14 protein-coding genes are annotated in these 15,284 nt (G+C 54.2%); 12 read left to right on the forward strand and 2 right to left on the reverse strand.

Annotation, left to right across the window (positions count from 1 at the left end):
- Nucleotides 1-209: 209 nt before the first annotated feature.
- From thiI to cptA, 3 genes are all read left to right on the forward strand, one after another.
- On the forward strand, nt 210-1,664 hold the full coding sequence (gene thiI / locus AACY09_RS21415) for a tRNA uracil 4-sulfurtransferase ThiI (RefSeq protein WP_339490918.1): 1,455 nt from the start codon (nt 210-212) through the stop codon (nt 1,662-1,664).
- Nucleotides 1,665-1,844: 180 nt separating this feature from the next.
- Complete coding sequence (gene typA, locus AACY09_RS21420; RefSeq protein ID WP_339490919.1) at nt 1,845-3,656, forward strand: translational GTPase TypA; 1,812 nt, start codon at nt 1,845-1,847, stop codon at nt 3,654-3,656.
- A 229-nt stretch (nt 3,657-3,885) separates the two neighbouring features.
- Nucleotides 3,886-5,625, forward strand: a complete 1,740-nt coding sequence (gene cptA / locus AACY09_RS21425; RefSeq protein WP_339490921.1) for a phosphoethanolamine transferase CptA — start codon at nt 3,886-3,888, stop codon at nt 5,623-5,625.
- A gap of 71 nt (nt 5,626-5,696) precedes the next feature.
- Here the strand turns inward: cptA and AACY09_RS21430 are convergent, their stop codons facing one another.
- Nucleotides 5,697-6,098, reverse strand: a complete 402-nt coding sequence (locus AACY09_RS21430; protein WP_339490939.1) for a YkgJ family cysteine cluster protein — start codon at nt 6,096-6,098, stop codon at nt 5,697-5,699.
- A gap of 364 nt (nt 6,099-6,462) precedes the next feature.
- On the opposite strand from AACY09_RS21430, the gene AACY09_RS21435 reads away from it, so the two are divergent.
- The 6 genes from AACY09_RS21435 (at nt 6,463) to AACY09_RS21460 (ending at nt 12,725) form a co-directional block, all read left to right on the forward strand.
- Nucleotides 6,463-8,115 carry a histidine kinase N-terminal 7TM domain-containing diguanylate cyclase gene (locus AACY09_RS21435; protein WP_339490923.1) on the forward strand — a complete coding sequence of 551 codons (1,653 nt, stop codon included), beginning with the start codon at nt 6,463-6,465 and terminating at the stop codon, nt 8,113-8,115.
- Nucleotides 8,116-8,236: 121 nt separating this feature from the next.
- Nucleotides 8,237-10,138: an esterase EstP gene (gene estP, locus AACY09_RS21440; RefSeq protein WP_339490924.1), complete on the forward strand. Its 1,902-nt coding sequence runs from the start codon at nt 8,237-8,239 to the stop codon at nt 10,136-10,138.
- Nucleotides 10,139-10,218: 80 nt separating this feature from the next.
- Nucleotides 10,219-11,226, forward strand: a complete 1,008-nt coding sequence (locus AACY09_RS21445) for a class 1 fructose-bisphosphatase (RefSeq protein WP_339490925.1) — start codon at nt 10,219-10,221, stop codon at nt 11,224-11,226.
- Nucleotides 11,227-11,229: 3 nt separating this feature from the next.
- The gene (locus AACY09_RS21450) at nt 11,230-11,832 is read left to right on the forward strand and encodes a DUF924 family protein (protein ID WP_339490926.1); all 603 of its coding nucleotides are present in this window, start codon (nt 11,230-11,232) and stop codon (nt 11,830-11,832) included.
- A 67-nt stretch (nt 11,833-11,899) separates the two neighbouring features.
- Nucleotides 11,900-12,154 carry an outer membrane protein assembly factor BamE domain-containing protein gene (gene bamE, locus AACY09_RS21455; RefSeq protein WP_339490927.1) on the forward strand — a complete coding sequence of 85 codons (255 nt, stop codon included), beginning with the start codon at nt 11,900-11,902 and terminating at the stop codon, nt 12,152-12,154.
- Nucleotides 12,155-12,161: 7 nt separating this feature from the next.
- Nucleotides 12,162-12,725, forward strand: a complete 564-nt coding sequence (locus AACY09_RS21460) for a lipocalin family protein (protein WP_339490929.1) — start codon at nt 12,162-12,164, stop codon at nt 12,723-12,725.
- 34 nt (nt 12,726-12,759) lie between these two features.
- On the opposite strand, the gene AACY09_RS21465 is transcribed toward AACY09_RS21460, so the two are convergent.
- The gene (locus AACY09_RS21465; RefSeq protein WP_339490931.1) at nt 12,760-13,194 is read right to left on the reverse strand and encodes a hypothetical protein; all 435 of its coding nucleotides are present in this window, start codon (nt 13,192-13,194) and stop codon (nt 12,760-12,762) included.
- Between the two features lie 67 nt (nt 13,195-13,261).
- On the opposite strand from AACY09_RS21465, the gene pip reads away from it, so the two are divergent.
- The 3 genes from pip to AACY09_RS21480 form a co-directional block, all read left to right on the forward strand.
- Entirely contained in the window at nt 13,262-14,233 is a 972-nt protein-coding gene (gene pip / locus AACY09_RS21470) for a prolyl aminopeptidase (protein ID WP_339490933.1), read from the forward strand.
- Nucleotides 14,230-14,667 carry a D-aminoacyl-tRNA deacylase gene (gene dtd / locus AACY09_RS21475; protein ID WP_339490935.1) on the forward strand — a complete coding sequence of 146 codons (438 nt, stop codon included), beginning with the start codon at nt 14,230-14,232 and terminating at the stop codon, nt 14,665-14,667. Before pip ends, dtd begins: the two co-directional genes overlap by 4 nt.
- Nucleotides 14,668-14,940: 273 nt before the next feature.
- On the forward strand, nt 14,941-15,284 hold a 344-nt coding region (locus tag AACY09_RS21480; RefSeq protein WP_339490936.1), incomplete at its 3' end, for an IS110 family transposase.

Consider the following 15,284-nt stretch of genomic DNA (forward strand, 5'->3'; position numbering starts at 1 on the left):
GTGATGGGCTAAATCCCGCAAACGCAGGCGCGGCGGGGCTTGATTCCATATTGCAGAGCAAGTAGCGCACCAACTTGGTTCCATTCAAAACCGGAAGGCACCAATATGGTGCGTTAAAATGTTTGCGTAAGGTTTTTGATCAAACCTTGCACAATTTCCGCTATAATCCGCGCCCGTGTTTTTTCGCGAGCTTGGCGCGCGTTGCTTCCATGAAACTAATCGTTAAAGTTTTCCCAGAAATCACCATCAAGAGTCGGCCGGTTCGCAAGAACTTCATCCGGCAGTTGGCGAAGAACATCCGCTCAGTGTTGCGCGATCTCGATCCGCAGCTCTCGGTTAGTGGTGTCTGGGATAATCTCGAGGTGGAAACAACCTTAACCGATGCCAAGCTTCTCGGCGAGCTGACTGATCGTCTTAGTTGCACGCCGGGGATCACCCATTTCCTTGAAGTGAATGAATACCCGCTGGGTGATTTCGACGATGTGCTGGAAAAGTGCAAGTTGCATTTCGCCGATCAACTACCGGGCAAAATTTTTGCCGTGCGCTGTAAGCGTGCAGGTAAACATACATTTAGCTCGATGGACATTGAGCGTTATGTGGGCAGCCAGTTGCGTCAGCAATGTGGTGCGGCCGGTATTTCGCTGAAAGAGCCCGACGTTATTGTGCGCATGGAGATTCGTGACCAACGGTTATTCGTCATCCATCACCAGCATGAAGGTCTTGGTGGGTATCCGCTGGGCTCGCTGGAGCAGACGCTGGTATTGATGTCGGGCGGCTTTGACTCAACCGTCGCCGCTTACCAAATGATGCGCCGCGGTCTGGTCACCCACTTTTGCTTCTTCAACCTTGGCGGTCGCGCCCACGAGTTGGGTGTGATGGAAGTTGCGCATTATTTGTGGAAGAAGTTCGGCAGCTCACAGCGCGTACTCTTTATAAGCGTACCCTTTGAAGAAGTGCTCGGTGAAATTCTCGGTAAAGTCGACAACAGCCAGATGGGTGTGGTGTTGAAGCGCATGATGTTGCGCGCCGCCACGCAGATCAGCGACCGCTTGCAGATTGATGCCTTGGTCACGGGCGAAGCTATTTCGCAGGTGTCGAGCCAGACATTGCCTAACTTGTCAGTCATCGACGCGGCCACTGAAAAGCTGGTTCTGCGTCCACTGTTGGCCAGCCACAAGCAAGACATTATTAATACCGCAACGCAGATCGGCACCGCCGACTTTGCCAAGCACATGCCTGAATACTGCGGTGTGATATCCATAAATCCCACCACCAAAGCCAAGCCCGACCGCATTGCTTATGAAGAAAAGCAGTTCGATATGGCGGTGCTAGAGCGCGCAGTGCAGAGCGCTACGCAGCTGCCGATCGATAAGGTTATCGATGAGCTGGGTAAAGATATTCAGGTTGAGGAAGTCAGCGAAGCTCTGGCTGGCCATGTCATTATTGACATCCGTCACCCAGACAGTGCCGAGGACGAGCCATTAACGCTGCCAGGCACTGAGGTGCAAGCGTTGCCGTTCTACGCCCTTAACAGTCGCTTTAAAGAGTTGGATCCGAGTCGTCAGTATTTGTTGTACTGCGACAAGGGTGTCATGAGTCGCCTGCATGCTCACCACCTATTGAATGAGGGGCATGCGAATGTGCGCGTTTATCGTCCGACATAAGACGCCCGGGTTGAATGGCGGTAGCATCCGCCATCGCCCTCCCGACATACAGGCGGCGTAAAAGCTGCTGAGCAAGGCAATTTGGCCATCGCTCAATGCGTTTTTACGTCGTCTAGCAGAATCTTAATACTCGTCGCCTAAACTGTGCGGCAGACCGAATCCTCTGATCGAGATACACAAGTGATCGATAATCTACGTAACATCGCAATCATTGCCCACGTTGACCATGGTAAAACCACCCTGGTAGACAAACTCCTGCGCCAGTCCGGCACGCTTGACCGTAAAGAGCTTGAAAACGAGCGCGTGATGGACAGCAACGACCAGGAAAAAGAACGTGGTATTACCATCCTGGCGAAAAACACCGCGCTGAAATGGCACGACTACGACATCAACATCGTAGATACCCCGGGCCACGCCGACTTCGGTGGTGAAGTAGAGCGCGTAATGAGCATGGTTGACTCCGTGCTGCTGGTGGTTGACGCCCAAGACGGCCCAATGCCACAGACTCGCTTCGTAACGCAGAAAGCGTTCAAAGCTGGCCTGCGTCCTATCGTTGTAATCAACAAGATCGACCGTCCGGGTGCCCGTCCTGATTGGGTTGTTGACCAGATTTTCGACCTGTTCGATAACCTGGGTGCTACCGAAGAGCAGCTCGATTTCCCAATCGTTTACTGCAGCGCCCTGAACGGTATTGCGGGTCTTGAGCACGATAAGCTCGAAGAAACCATGGACCCACTGTTCCAGGCGATCATCGACCACGTACCGGCTCCAGCCGTAGACGTTGATGGTCCGTTCCAGATGCAAATCTCGCAACTGGATTACAACAGCTTCCTAGGTGTTATCGGTATCGGCCGTATCGCTCGCGGTAAGGTCAAGACCAACACCCCAGTGACCGCTATCGGCACTGACGGCAAGAAGCGTAACGGCCGTATCCTGAAAATCATGGGTCACTCGGGTCTGCAGCGCGTTGAAGTCAACGAAGCCCAGGCTGGCGACATCGTTTGCGTAAGCGGTATGGACGAACTGTTCATCTCCGACACCCTGTGTGATCCGCTCAACGTTGAAGCGCTTGAGCCGCTGACCGTTGACGAGCCAACCGTGAGCATGACCTTCCAGGTTAACGACTCGCCGTTTTGCGGTAAGGAAGGCAAGTTCGTCACCAGCCGTAACATCAAAGAGCGTCTGGAAAAAGAGCTGCTGTACAACGTTGCCCTGCGTGTTGAAGAAGGCGACAGCGCTGACAAGTTCAAGGTTTCTGGCCGTGGTGAGCTGCACCTCTCGGTACTGATCGAAACCATGCGTCGTGAAGGCTTCGAACTGGCTGTAGGCCGTCCAGAAGTTATCATTCGTATGGTTGAAGGCGCTAAGCACGAACCATTCGAAAACGTCACCATCGACCTGGAAGAGCAACACCAGGGCCCGATGATGGAGCAGATGGGTAACCGTAAAGGCGACCTGACCAACATGGTTCCAGACGGCAAGGGTCGTGTACGTCTTGAGTACACCATTCCTGCGCGCGGCCTGATCGGCTTCCGTAACCAGTTCCTGACCATGACCTCCGGTTCGGGCATCCTGACCAGCATCTTCAGTCACTATGGTCCGATGAAGTCGGGCGATATGGGCGGTCGTGTTCAGGGCGTTCTGGTTTCCAGCGCCACCGGTAAGGCGCTAACTTACTCGCTGGAAACACTGCAGGCTCGCGGCAAGCTGTTCCTCGGCCACGGCGACGACGTGTACGAAGGCATGCTGGTGGGTATCAACAGCCGTGACAACGACCTGGTTGTTAACCCAACCAAGGGTAAGAAGCTCGATAACATGCGTGCTTCCGGTAAAGACGAAACCATCGCTCTGGTTCCGCCAATCCGTTACACCTTGGAGCAGTCTTTGGAATTTATCGAAGACGACGAGCTGGCTGAAATCACGCCTAAGTCGATCCGTCTGCGTAAGAAGTTCCTGCTTGAGACCGACCGTAAGCGTGCTAGCAAAAACTAAGTATTAGTTTTCGCCGCACGTAAAAAGCCCCTGGCAGCCAAGCTGCCAGGGGCTTTTTTGTGTCTGCGGATTGTTGGGCGATGGCAAAAAGCTTCATTGAAACTTGATTGTCACAACTCACAATCTTTTCACAATGTGTCTGCTAGGGTCTGCGACTTTAAAATCTCGGAGCATCTTTTGACGCGCTTGGCGTGTCGCTCCAGGAACGAATCGTTAGCAGGAGCGCAACATGCAGGCATCGGCAAAGGCCAATGAAGATAAATCCTGGGACTGGGCTGGGCTCGGTTGGCTGTTTCTGTTTTTCTGGTATTTCTCGGGCGTTACTCAATTATTAATTCAACTGACCGACACCACGGGGTTTGTCAGCTTTCGCCAAGCCTTTTTGATCAGCGGTATTTGGTTGATCCCGGTTCTCTTGTTCCCTAAACACACCAAATCAATTGCCGCGGTCGTGGGCGTGGTTTTGTGGGCTTGCTCTTTGGTTGGCTTGGGTTACTTCTGCATTTATGGTCAACAGTTCTCAGAGAGCGTTATTTTCGTCATGTTCGAGTCGAACATGGCGGAAAGCATGGAGTATTTTGGCCACTACTTTGTGTGGTGGATGATTCCGGTTTATCTCGCATACACCTTCGGTGCATGGTTGCTGTGGCGCAGGATTCGGCCCTTAGAGTTTGGTGTCAATCATGCGCGGATCATCAGCGCAGTGCTGTTGCTCAGCTTGATCGGCTATCCATTGGGTAGAGAGGTCAACAAGCGTGCAACCTTGGATCAGGCCTTTGCTAAGTTTGAAGAGCGGATCGAGCCCGGTGTGCCTTGGCAGTTGGTAGTGGGGTTTCGTAAATATCGCGAGCAACTCGCCAGTATGGAAAAACTCCTCGCGGGCAACGCTAAGCTCGCGCCGCTCGAAGGCATGACTGATCCGCGCGCGGACAAACCGACAACGCTTGTTCTGGTTATCGGCGAATCGACCAACCGCCAGCGTATGAGCCTGTATGGTTACCCGCGTGAAACTACTCCAGAGCTGGATAAACTGCGCGATCAACTGCAGGTGTTCGACAACGTCGTCACGCCGCGGCCCTATACGATTGAAGCGCTGCAGCAGGTGCTGACGTTTGCCGATGAGCAAAACCCAGATGGCTATCTGACCACACCATCGCTGGTGAATATGATGAAACAGGCAGGCTACAAGACCTTCTGGATCACCAATCAGCAGACCATGACCAAACGCAATACCATGCTCACCACTTTTTCCGAACAGGCGGATGAGCAGGTTTACCTGAACAATAACCTCAACCAAAATGCTCGCCAGTATGACGGCGATGTACTTGAACCCTTTGCCAAGGTCCTGGCCGACAAAGCACCGCGCAAACTGATCGTGGTGCACTTGCTCGGCACGCATATGCGTTACAAGTACCGTTACCCGGACAACTTCGAGAAATTCACCGATAAGACCGGTGCGCCGAAGTGGGTGACCGACGATCAGTTGGCAACCTACAACAGTTACGACAATGCGGTGCTGTATAACGACTTTGTGGTGTCCAGCCTGATAAAAAAATTCTCTGCGACCAAGCCAGACGGCTTCCTGTTGTATTTGTCTGACCACGGTGAGGCTGTATTTGACTCGCCCAAAGGCGGTGTAATTGGGCGAAACGAAGGCAAGCCCACCGCGCCGATGTACACCATTCCATTTATGGTTTGGGCATCCGATAAGTGGAAATCCCACGCAGCATTTGATTTCAGCAGCATCCTTGACCGGCCTTATAGCAGCTCAAACCTGATTTATACCTGGGCCGACCTGGCTGGGCTGAACTTTGGTACCTTGGATAAGAGCAAGAGCTTGGTCAGCAATAGCTTTATCGCCCGCCCGCAAATTATCGGAGACCCCTATAAACCGAGGTCATTGATTGATTTCAGTTTGATCAAGCCGAAGATTGCACCGTCGATCAAGGACGATCTGGCAACCAATTAGCCAATAGTGATGATGCTTCAAAACAAACCCTGCTAATGGCAGGGTTTGTTTGTATTGGGTAATTTAGCTGCCTAGCGATTCGGCTTGGGGATATAAGCGCAGTAGCCCGGTCGTGGACCAATTTTAGGGTGATTGCGGCAGGTCTCCGGGCGCACTTCGTATATGGTGCACAGGCGCGACTTGCGGTCGAGGTACATGCAGTCATTATTTGACAGGCGTGTCAGGGTGAAGATGCCTGACTTCTGGTTGAACCGCTCGATAATGCCCTCTTTCTGCAAGCGCTTGGCGACTATTCGCGGCGGGTCGCCTTTTTCAAATTCATCAGCCACACCCATCCGAATCAGATCGCTCAGACGCACCTCGACGGGCAGTTGGCAGCAGCTGGAGTTACAGCTGTGGCACATGTCGCGAGTGTATTTAGCCCAGGTATCCAGGCGGTCAATTTCAGCGGCGGCAATCAGGTTGTTTTTCATCGGTCTGCTAAGCATAGAAGGAGTTGCGGCGGGCGATAATAACCATGTCAGCAGTTTTGTGAAGCGCTATCGGCTGGCCGGTTGGTTTTCGTCTGGCACAAGTTTAGCAGTGCATGCAGTGTGGGTGTTTAATCTAACTGCTAAACTGCGTCAAGCACTGCGCTTGAGCACCTCGCTGCGCGGTTCGAACGAGGCAACGGGCAGTGGTTTACGGCTATCAATAGCCCATATTTCCTTCTGGTTTAGAGTAGGGTGATTCTTTGCGCATCTTCGGTTGTGGTGCATGGCCATGCTCGGTCCATAGTCGTGGCTGCGCGCCAGGCACGAGAAGTGAAGCAGGGTCGCTGCCACGGAGAGTTCAGCGTTGAGCCTTTTCAGCTCCTGCAGTCAGTCCGGCTGGGCTTTTCCTGTGCAACTGCTGATCACCAGCGCTGTTTGCTTTGGCGTGGTTCTCTTGTCGCGCTGGGTTTCGCAGCAGCGCTACTTTCCCGGTCAGCGCAATTTTATCTGGCTGCACTTGGCCAGCCTTTGGTGGATGCTGTCCGCTAGTCTTGAAATGGCGGCGCAAGGCGCTGAGTGCAAGATTTTTTGGGCGTCCATGGCCTGGCCCGGGATTCTCCTGACTCCAACCTTTTGGGCGGTGTTTCTCTGGCAGTACATCTTCAGCAATCACCAGCGCTTGAGCAATCCAGTTCTGTTGCTGCTGACCATGGCGCCCGCGTTATGCTGGGTGTTGGCGCTGACCAACCCCTGGCATCACTTGATGTACACCGAGCAAACCGCACCGTTTAGCACTGAGTACGGCTCGCCGGTCAAGTATGTCCACGGCAGTGTTTATTACCTTGCCACTGTTTATGGCTACCTGTGCATGGCATTTTGCGTGGGCATTGTCCTGCGTGCAGTGTTGCAGAGCAGCGGTCTGTATCGACGTCATTACCTGGCTTTTTTATTCCTCACCCTGGTGCCATGGGCGACTAACGCCAGCCATGTATTCTGGGGGATTTCGCTGTTCGGTTTTGACCCGACGCCCTTCACTTTTGCCTTTACCTTGATGGCGTTCGCCTGGCTTATTGTCGGGGTCCGCCTGTTTGACCTGCTGCCGGTCGCGCACAACTTGTTGCTTGAGGCCTTGTTTGATCCCGTTCTAGTGGTTGATTCACAGCTGCGCGTGGTTGAAGCCAACCCGGCGGCGTTAAAGCTTTCACGGCTGGAGCGCGGCTGGCAGGGACGCGACTTGCAGGATTGGCCGGTCGTCGGGGCAACGCTTTATGAGCTGCTTAATCAGGCCAATGGTTGCACCCCTAATCAGCTGCTTTCATTGCCATTGGTCAACCGGTACTTCGAGCTGAACGTTCGTGCGGTGGAGCGCCGCAGTCATCACGAAGTGACGTTGCTGGGGCAGATGCTCTATCTACGGGATGTGTCCCAGCGACATATCAGTGAGTTGCAGTTGGCTGAAGCATTGGCGGTGAGTGAGCAGCGGCTGCTGACCATTTCCAGCCTGCACGAACAACTGCGCGAGCAAGCGCTGCGCGATCCGTTAACCGGGCTTTATAACCGGCGCTACCTCGAAGAGTTTTTTGCCTTGGAGGTCGAACGGGTGCAGCGCGAGAAAAAACCTTTATCACTGGCCCTGATAGACCTCGATCATTTCAAGCAGCTCAATGATAAGCACGGTCACCTTGAGGGCGATGATGTGTTGAAGGCGCTGGCCGATAATCTGCGGCGTAATGTGCGCAGTTCAGATGCGGCCTTTCGTATCGGCGGCGAGGAGTTTCTCCTGGTACTGCCGGGTGCTGACCTTGAAGAAGCCTCCAAGCGGTTGAATATTATCTGTAAACAGCTGGCCGGGCAGCCGTTGGAGACCCGGGGTGGTTTGCGTCAGGTGACATTGTCAGCCGGTATTGCGTGCTGGCCAATGCAAGGGACCAGTTTGGATGAATTGCTCAATATCGCCGATGCTGCGTTGTATCAAGCCAAGCGCGCGGGCCGCAATCAGGTGGTCGCGTTGAACTGAGTGGCGTTTGCATAATGACTCAAGATGGCCCTGGAGTCAGATAAGCTCGTGCAATCGTTTGCAAAACTGGCTAGATTTGAGCTGTTGGTACTGCCTATAACAATAAAATAAGGAATACCCAGTGAAACGCACCCTTACGCCGCTCGCAATGGCATGCGTACTTGCCAGCTACTCAAGCTTCAGCAGTGCTGGTCCATTCAGCAGTTTAATTGTCTTTGGCGACAGCTTGAGTGATGCCGGGCAATTCCCTGACGCTGACGGCCCGGCCGGCGCAACTCGTCGCTTCACCAACCGCGTGGGCCCGACTTACCAAAATGGCAGCGGTGAAATCTACGGTTCGACCTCGCCAATGTTGCTCGGTGAGCAACTGGGCTTAGGCCCGCAAGCGCCTTCCACGTCACAGGTGTATGCGGATCAGGGGATCGCTGATGGCAATAACTGGGCCGTGGGCGGTTACCGTACTGATCAAGTGTATGACTCGATTACCCAGGCAGGCGGCTCGGTAGCAGGTACACGCACTCGCGATGGTTACCTGGTGGACCTAGCCAACCGCGGATTAAGCGTCGACCGCAATGCGTTGTTCTATGTCAATGGCGGCGGCAACGACTTCCTGCAAGGCACTATTTTTAGCTCCGGCCCGCAAGCGGCGGCAACTCAGTTGGCCGATAGCGTGCGTGCATTGCAAGGCGCGGGTGCGCGCTACATCATGGTGTCGCTGCTGCCGAATGTGGGCACTACGCCTGCTATTTCAGGGACTCCCTTGGCCCCAACCATCACCTCGATTGGCCAGGACTTTAATACCGAGCTGGTCAGCCAGTTGTCGCAAATTGATGCGCAAATCATTCCCCTCAACGTTCCGGTGCTCTTTACTGAAGTGCTGCAGAACGCTGCTGCCTATGGCTTCGACACCACGCAAAACCTGACCGGTACTTGCTTTGCCGATTGCGGCAATGTCAACGCAGCCTGGGGCATCAATAGTGCAACGCCTGATCCTAGCAAGTTGCTCTATAACGACAGCGTGCACCCGACCACTGCGGTTCAGGAAATTTTCGCTGATTACGCCTACTCGCTGCTTGCCGCGCCTTGGGAGCTCAGTTTGTTGCCAGAAATGGCCCACGGCACCCTACGTGCCCACCAAGACCAACTGCGCAATCAATACATTGCGGACTGGGAGTCTTGGCAGCCCGTTGGCCAGTGGCGGGCAATTGTGTCGGGTGCTGGACAGCATCTCGACTTTGACAGCCAAGCCGCTTCGCCAAGTGGTGATGGGGATGGTTATAGCCTCAATGTAGGCGGAAGTTACCGAGTTGACGACAGCTGGCGCTTTGGTTTGGTCATGGGCCTTTATGAGCAGAACCTTGAAGTGGGCAGTGCCGACTCCGACTACGACATGCGCAGCTACTTAGGCAGCGCGTTTGCCCAGTATCAACACAATCGCTGGTGGGCGGATGCTTCGGTGTCGGCCGGGTATCTGGATTATCACGACCTCAAACGCAAAATCGAATTGGGCCGGGTTGAGCGATCCGAGAAAGGTGATACCGACGGCACCTTATGGGCGCTGTCTGGACGGGTCGGTTATGACATCGCCGAGCCTGGCAGCAACTGGCACCTGAGCCCGTTCGTGAGTGCTGACTATGCCAAGGTTGAGGTGGACGGTTACGACGAAAGCGGTGCGGACTCGACTGCCCTGAGTTTCGGTGATCAAGACCGCACCTCAAAACGTTTGGGCATCGGTATGCAAGGGCGCTGGGCCATTACGCAAGCAACTCAGGTGTTTGCTGAAGTTGCCCATGAAACCGAATACGACGATGACAGCACCGACGTGCGCGTTTCGTTAAACAGCCTGCCCGGTATCGACTACAAGTTGCAGGGTTACACCCCGGACGACAATCTTGATCGAGCCAGCCTCGGTTTCAGCCAGCAATTGGCTAGTGACCTTGCGTTGCGCGGGGTTTACAGCTTGAGCAAGAGCGACGACAACAAGCAGCAGGGCGTTGCCTTGTCGCTGGCCTGGGACTGGTAAGTACCGATGGGCGGCGGCATGAGGCGCTGCCGCCCATAAAGGGTTAAACTGCGCGCGATTCCCTACCTACGGAGCCTCATATGTCCCGCGTTACCCTGAGCCGTTATCTGATCGAGCAAACCCGCAGCCACAATACCCCGGCTGATCTTCGCTTCCTGATTGAAGTTGTTGCACGGGCCTGCAAGGCGATCAGCCATCAGGTGTCCAAGGGCGCGCTTGGCGGCGTGCTGGGCAGCATGGAAACCGAAAACGTTCAGGGTGAAGTACAAAAGAAACTCGACGTGATTTCCAACGAGATTCTGCTCGAAGCCAACGAATGGGGCGGTCACTTGGCCGGTATGGCGTCCGAAGAAATGGACAATGCCTACCAGATTCCAGGCCGTTATCCGAAAGGCGCCTACCTGCTGGTCTTCGATCCGCTCGATGGCAGCTCGAATATTGATGTAAACGTCTCTGTCGGCACCATCTTCTCAGTGCTGCGTTGTCCTGATCGTAACGGCGACGAAGGCGACTTGGGTGAAGAAGCCTTTCTCCAGCCGGGCACTGAGCAAGTGGCTGCAGGTTACGCCATTTACGGTCCTCAGACCATGTTGATGCTGACGATGGGCAATGGCGTCAAGGGCTTTACCCTTGACCGTGAACTGGGCAGCTTTGTGCTGACCCATGACAACATCAAGGTGCCTGAAACCACCCAGGAGTTTGCCATTAATATGTCCAACCAACGCCACTGGGAAGAGCCCGTGAAGCGTTATGTGGGCGAGTTGCTGGCCGGTGAAGAAGGCCCGCTGAAGAAGAACTACAACATGCGTTGGATTGCCGCCATGGTGGCTGACGTTCACCGTATCCTCACCCGCGGTGGCCTGTTTATGTACCCGCGTGATGGCCGTGAACCTGAGAAGCCGGGCAAGCTGCGTTTGATGTATGAAGCTAACCCCATGTCATTCATCATTGAGCAAGCTGGTGGCGTCTCTACCAACGGTGAACAGCGCATCATGGAAATTCAACCGACTTCTTTGCACCAGCGTGTTGCGGTGTATTTGGGGTCGAAAGAAGAAGTTGAACGTGTCACTTCTTACCACAAGAAGTAACCCGTGAGTCAGCCTTGGCAGCCACTGCTTGAGTGGTGGTTTGGTCCATCAACAGTTGCGGTCGAGGCTGCAACTGCACGCTCCAAACTCTGGTTTGGTAAACGTGACAGCCAAGATGCCGAGGCGCGTGAGCGCTTCGGTGATTGGGTTGAGCAGGCCTTAGCCGGTCAATTGCTCGAATGGCAAGAGCAGCCTGAAGGCTGGCTGGCGCTGATTTTATTGCTCGACCAATTACCGCGCATGATTTTTCGCGATGATCCGCGTGGTTTTTCCGGTGATGCCCTCGCGCAGCAGTATGTGCAAGCGGGTCTTAATCGGGGCAATGATCAGCAGTTGGCGCCCATCCAGCAGGTGTTTATTTATCTGGTACTGGAGCATGCAGAAGATCTTCGTCTACAAGATCAAGCGGTCGCCGCCTTTACCGATCTTCTCGACCAGGCCCCTGCGCCTGAACAAGCGTTGTTCGCCGATTACCTCGATTACGCCGAGCGTCATCAGCGCGTGATTGCGCGTTTTAACCGCTTCCCCCACCGTAATAAAGTTCTGTCGCGACCCTCAAGTGAGCAAGAACTGTTGTTTTTGCAGGAACCCGGCTCGCGTTTCTGACGTCATATGCGGCAGACGGTGAGCGTCTGTGCCAAGCTAAGCTCACTGATAATAGGGAGCTTTAATTATGTCGCTGGGTAAATTCGCGTTGTTAGGTTTTTGTTTACTGCTGGCTGCCTGCAGCAAGGTCACGCAAGAAAACTATTCCCAACTCAAAACCGGAATGACCAAAGCCGAAGTTGAATCATTGCTCGGGGATCCGACTGATTGCTCAGGCGCAATGGGCCTGTCGAGTTGTACCTGGGGCGATAGAAAACAATTTATCAGCGTTCAATATGCTGGCGAGAAAGTCATGATGTTTTCGGGCGAAGGTCTGAACTGAGGAAACTATGAAACGCATTCTTTTAGTTGCCTGCGCGGCTGCATTGCTCGCAGGTTGCGCCAATTCAGGCACGGGTGCCGTGCCACCTAAAACCGTTGAAAAGGTTGATCTGGAGCGTTACCAAGGGACTTGGTATGAGCAGGCGCGCCTGCCGATGTTCTTCCAGCGTAAATGCAAGCAGTCCGAGGCGCATTACGCGCTGCAGGCTGACGGCAGTGTCAGCGTGATTAACAAATGTCGCGACGCCGAAGGCAAATGGCAGGAAGCGGTAGGCCAGGCCGTGCCCCAGGTTGAGGGCAAGACTGACAAGCTCTGGGTCAGCTTCGATAACTGGTTCAGTGATCTTCTGCCTGGCGTAGCCAAGGGCGAGTACTGGGTCCTGTATCTGGATGATGACTACCAGCATGCGCTGGTTGGCAGCCCTAACCATAAGTACCTGTGGCTGCTTTCGCGTAGCACTGAATTCAGCCAGGCGGCGCGCACTAAAATGCTCGAAGTTGCCCATGGCCAAGGGTACAACACCGAGGACCTGATCTGGCGCACGCCGGACGCCGAGATGCCAATGCAATAAGTATTAATGCGCCCGGTCCTGGGCGCATGCTTGTTTACTGCCAATCAAGCCGGGCCAGTGTCCACTCATCACCTTCAAGCCACCATTCCAGCCTCACTGAGTAATGCCGTGCGCTGTCAGGGAGAAAGCCTTCAGCTCCGGTCAGTGCGACTTGAACTTCGGTGTAGCCTTTGGTGCTGTAAGTTGGGTCAATGCGATTTTCTTTGCTCAAGGCAATGACTTTGACGTTCTTGTAACGTAAAAACACTAGGGTCATTGTGCGCTTGGCCCAAGCTTGATCAAATTGCTGCTGCGCAGCGAATTCAGAGTGTAGCTGGGCCATCACTGCGCTGGTTTTTTTCGCTTCAAGGTTGTCCTGCAGTTGCTGCACTGCCTTGTCTAGTGCAGCCTGTGGGGTATCGTTGGCGGTGCAGCCAGCGAGTAGGGCAAAGCCCAGTAACAGCGGTAACGCAATTCGTTTTACTGACATGCTCGAAACCTGCTCCATGATGATGCCCGTGCGATGACACTGTATAAAAAAAATTCAGGAGCTGACCATGCAAAGCTTGTATCCGGAGATTAAACCCTACGCCCGTCATGAGCTGGCAGTTGATGCGCCGCATGTACTCTATGTGGATGAAAGCGGATCACCGGATGGTTTGCCCGTGGTGTTTGTTCATGGTGGTCCGGGGGCTGGTTGTGATGCCCTGAGCCGGCGTTTCTTTGATCCGAATCTGTACCGCATCATCACCTTTGATCAGCGCGGCTGTGGCCGTTCAACTCCCCATGCCAGTGTGGAAAACAATACCACCTGGGATCTAATCGCTGACCTTGAAGTGATTCGCCAGCATTTGGCAATCGATAAATGGGTGGTATTCGGGGGCTCCTGGGGTTCGACCCTTGGTTTGGCTTATGCGCAGGCCCATCCCGAGCGCGTCCATGGATTGATCTTGCGTGGCATCTTCCTCTGTCGCTCGCAAGAGTTGCAGTGGTTCTATCAAGAAGGCGCTAGCCGCATGTTTCCGGATTACTGGCAAGACTACATTGCGCCGATTCCGCAGGAAGAACGGGGTGACCTGATACGAGCCTTCCACAAGCGCCTGACTGGCAGCGATCAGATCGCCCAGATGCATGCTGCCAAGGCCTGGTCTACCTGGGAGGGTCGTACCGCAACATTGCGACCCAATCCGCAAGTGGTCGATCGCTTTTCTGATTCGCACAGAGCGCTGTCCATCGCCCGTATTGAGTGTCACTACTTCATCAACAAGGGCTTTCTGGAGCCTGATCAGTTAATACGCGACATGAACAAGATCGCCCATTTGCCTGGGGTTATTATCCACGGCCGCTATGATGTGATTTGTCCGCTGGACAATGCCTGGGAGCTGCACCAGAACTGGCCAAACAGTGAATTGCAGATCATCCGCGATGCGGGTCACGCTGCGGCGGAAGTCGGCATTACTGACGCATTGGTCCGCGCCGCCGATCAAATGGCCCGGCGTCTGCTCAACTTGGCTCCGGATGAAGCATGAAGGCACTGATTCAACGGGTAAGCCGCGCGCAGGTATCGGTTGATGGCGAAGTGGTTGGGGCGATTGACCAGGGCTTATTGGCGCTGATCGGCGTTGAACCGCACGACACGCCAGCCAGCGTTAGCAAAATGCTGCAAAAACTGCTCAAGTACCGGGTGTTCAGTGATGCCGATGGCAAGATGAACTGCTCACTGACCGATGTGGCTGGTGGCCTATTGTTGGTCTCGCAGTTCACCTTGGCTGCAGACACCAAAAGTGGCCTGCGGCCGAGCTTCTCGACAGCTGCTCCGCCGGCGTTGGCCACTGAACTATTTGATCTGCTGCTTGAGCAAGCGCGCAGTCAGCACCCGGTTGTGGCAACAGGACGTTTTGGTGCGGATATGCAGGTGCAATTGACCAACGACGGGCCTGTTACCTTTTTGTTGGAGACATGATCTGCGCCTTGGCCAATGGTGGCCGAAAAAGGTGTCGACCACCTCTTGTATCTCGACTACTCCCTCTCAGGAGGCGATAGTCTCCGACTGATCATCGGAGGAGAGAGTGCAAGTCGTGACCACCCTTAAGCCTCGAGCTTGTTCCGTAGATAGCGCTGCACTCCTCCGCACTCATCCATTAAGTCCGAACGGTATCCTGAGCCTCGAGCTCGCATCAGCAAGGTTGGACGGGTGAAGTGGCGATCTAAACTAACTCAGTGAGGAGTAAGCGTCATGACGATTGTTGTCGGCATCGATATCGCCAAACACAGCTTCGATATCGCCACCCTGCAAAACAATGGCAAGTACCGCACTAAGGCCAAGTTGAGTAACGATGCAGCTGGTTTTCAGGCATTCCAGCAATGGCTGCTCAAATACGCTGAAGCCGATGCTTGGATTGTGATGGAGGCTACGGGCATCTACCACGAAGCGTTGGCTGAGTGGCTGTTCAAACAGGACTATCGTGTCTGCATCCTTAATCCGGCCCAAGTGGCTTATTACGCGCGCAGCCAGTTACAACGAGTAAAAACGGACAAAGTCGATGCCAAACTCATCGCTGATTACGGCAACCGGCATCA

The organism is Pseudomonas sp. EL_65y_Pfl2_R95 (genome assembly GCF_963971045.1).
Classification (GTDB): domain Bacteria; phylum Pseudomonadota; class Gammaproteobacteria; order Pseudomonadales; family Pseudomonadaceae; genus Aquipseudomonas.

Coding starts and splice junctions, on each gene's coding strand:
- cptA (WP_339490921.1), top strand. CDS start 3,886: ATGCAGGCATCGGCAAAGGCCAATGAAGATAAATCCTGGGACTGGGCT.
- thiI (WP_339490918.1), top strand. CDS start 210: ATGAAACTAATCGTTAAAGTTTTCCCAGAAATCACCATCAAGAGTCGG.
- AACY09_RS21445 (WP_339490925.1), top strand. CDS start 10,219: ATGTCCCGCGTTACCCTGAGCCGTTATCTGATCGAGCAAACCCGCAGC.
- AACY09_RS21465 (WP_339490931.1), bottom strand. CDS start 13,194: ATGTCAGTAAAACGAATTGCGTTACCGCTGTTACTGGGCTTTGCCCTA.
- AACY09_RS21430 (WP_339490939.1), bottom strand. CDS start 6,098: ATGAAAAACAACCTGATTGCCGCCGCTGAAATTGACCGCCTGGATACC.
- AACY09_RS21460 (WP_339490929.1), top strand. CDS start 12,162: ATGAAACGCATTCTTTTAGTTGCCTGCGCGGCTGCATTGCTCGCAGGT.
- pip (WP_339490933.1), top strand. CDS start 13,262: ATGCAAAGCTTGTATCCGGAGATTAAACCCTACGCCCGTCATGAGCTG.
- dtd (WP_339490935.1), top strand. CDS start 14,230: ATGAAGGCACTGATTCAACGGGTAAGCCGCGCGCAGGTATCGGTTGAT.
- bamE (WP_339490927.1), top strand. CDS start 11,900: ATGTCGCTGGGTAAATTCGCGTTGTTAGGTTTTTGTTTACTGCTGGCT.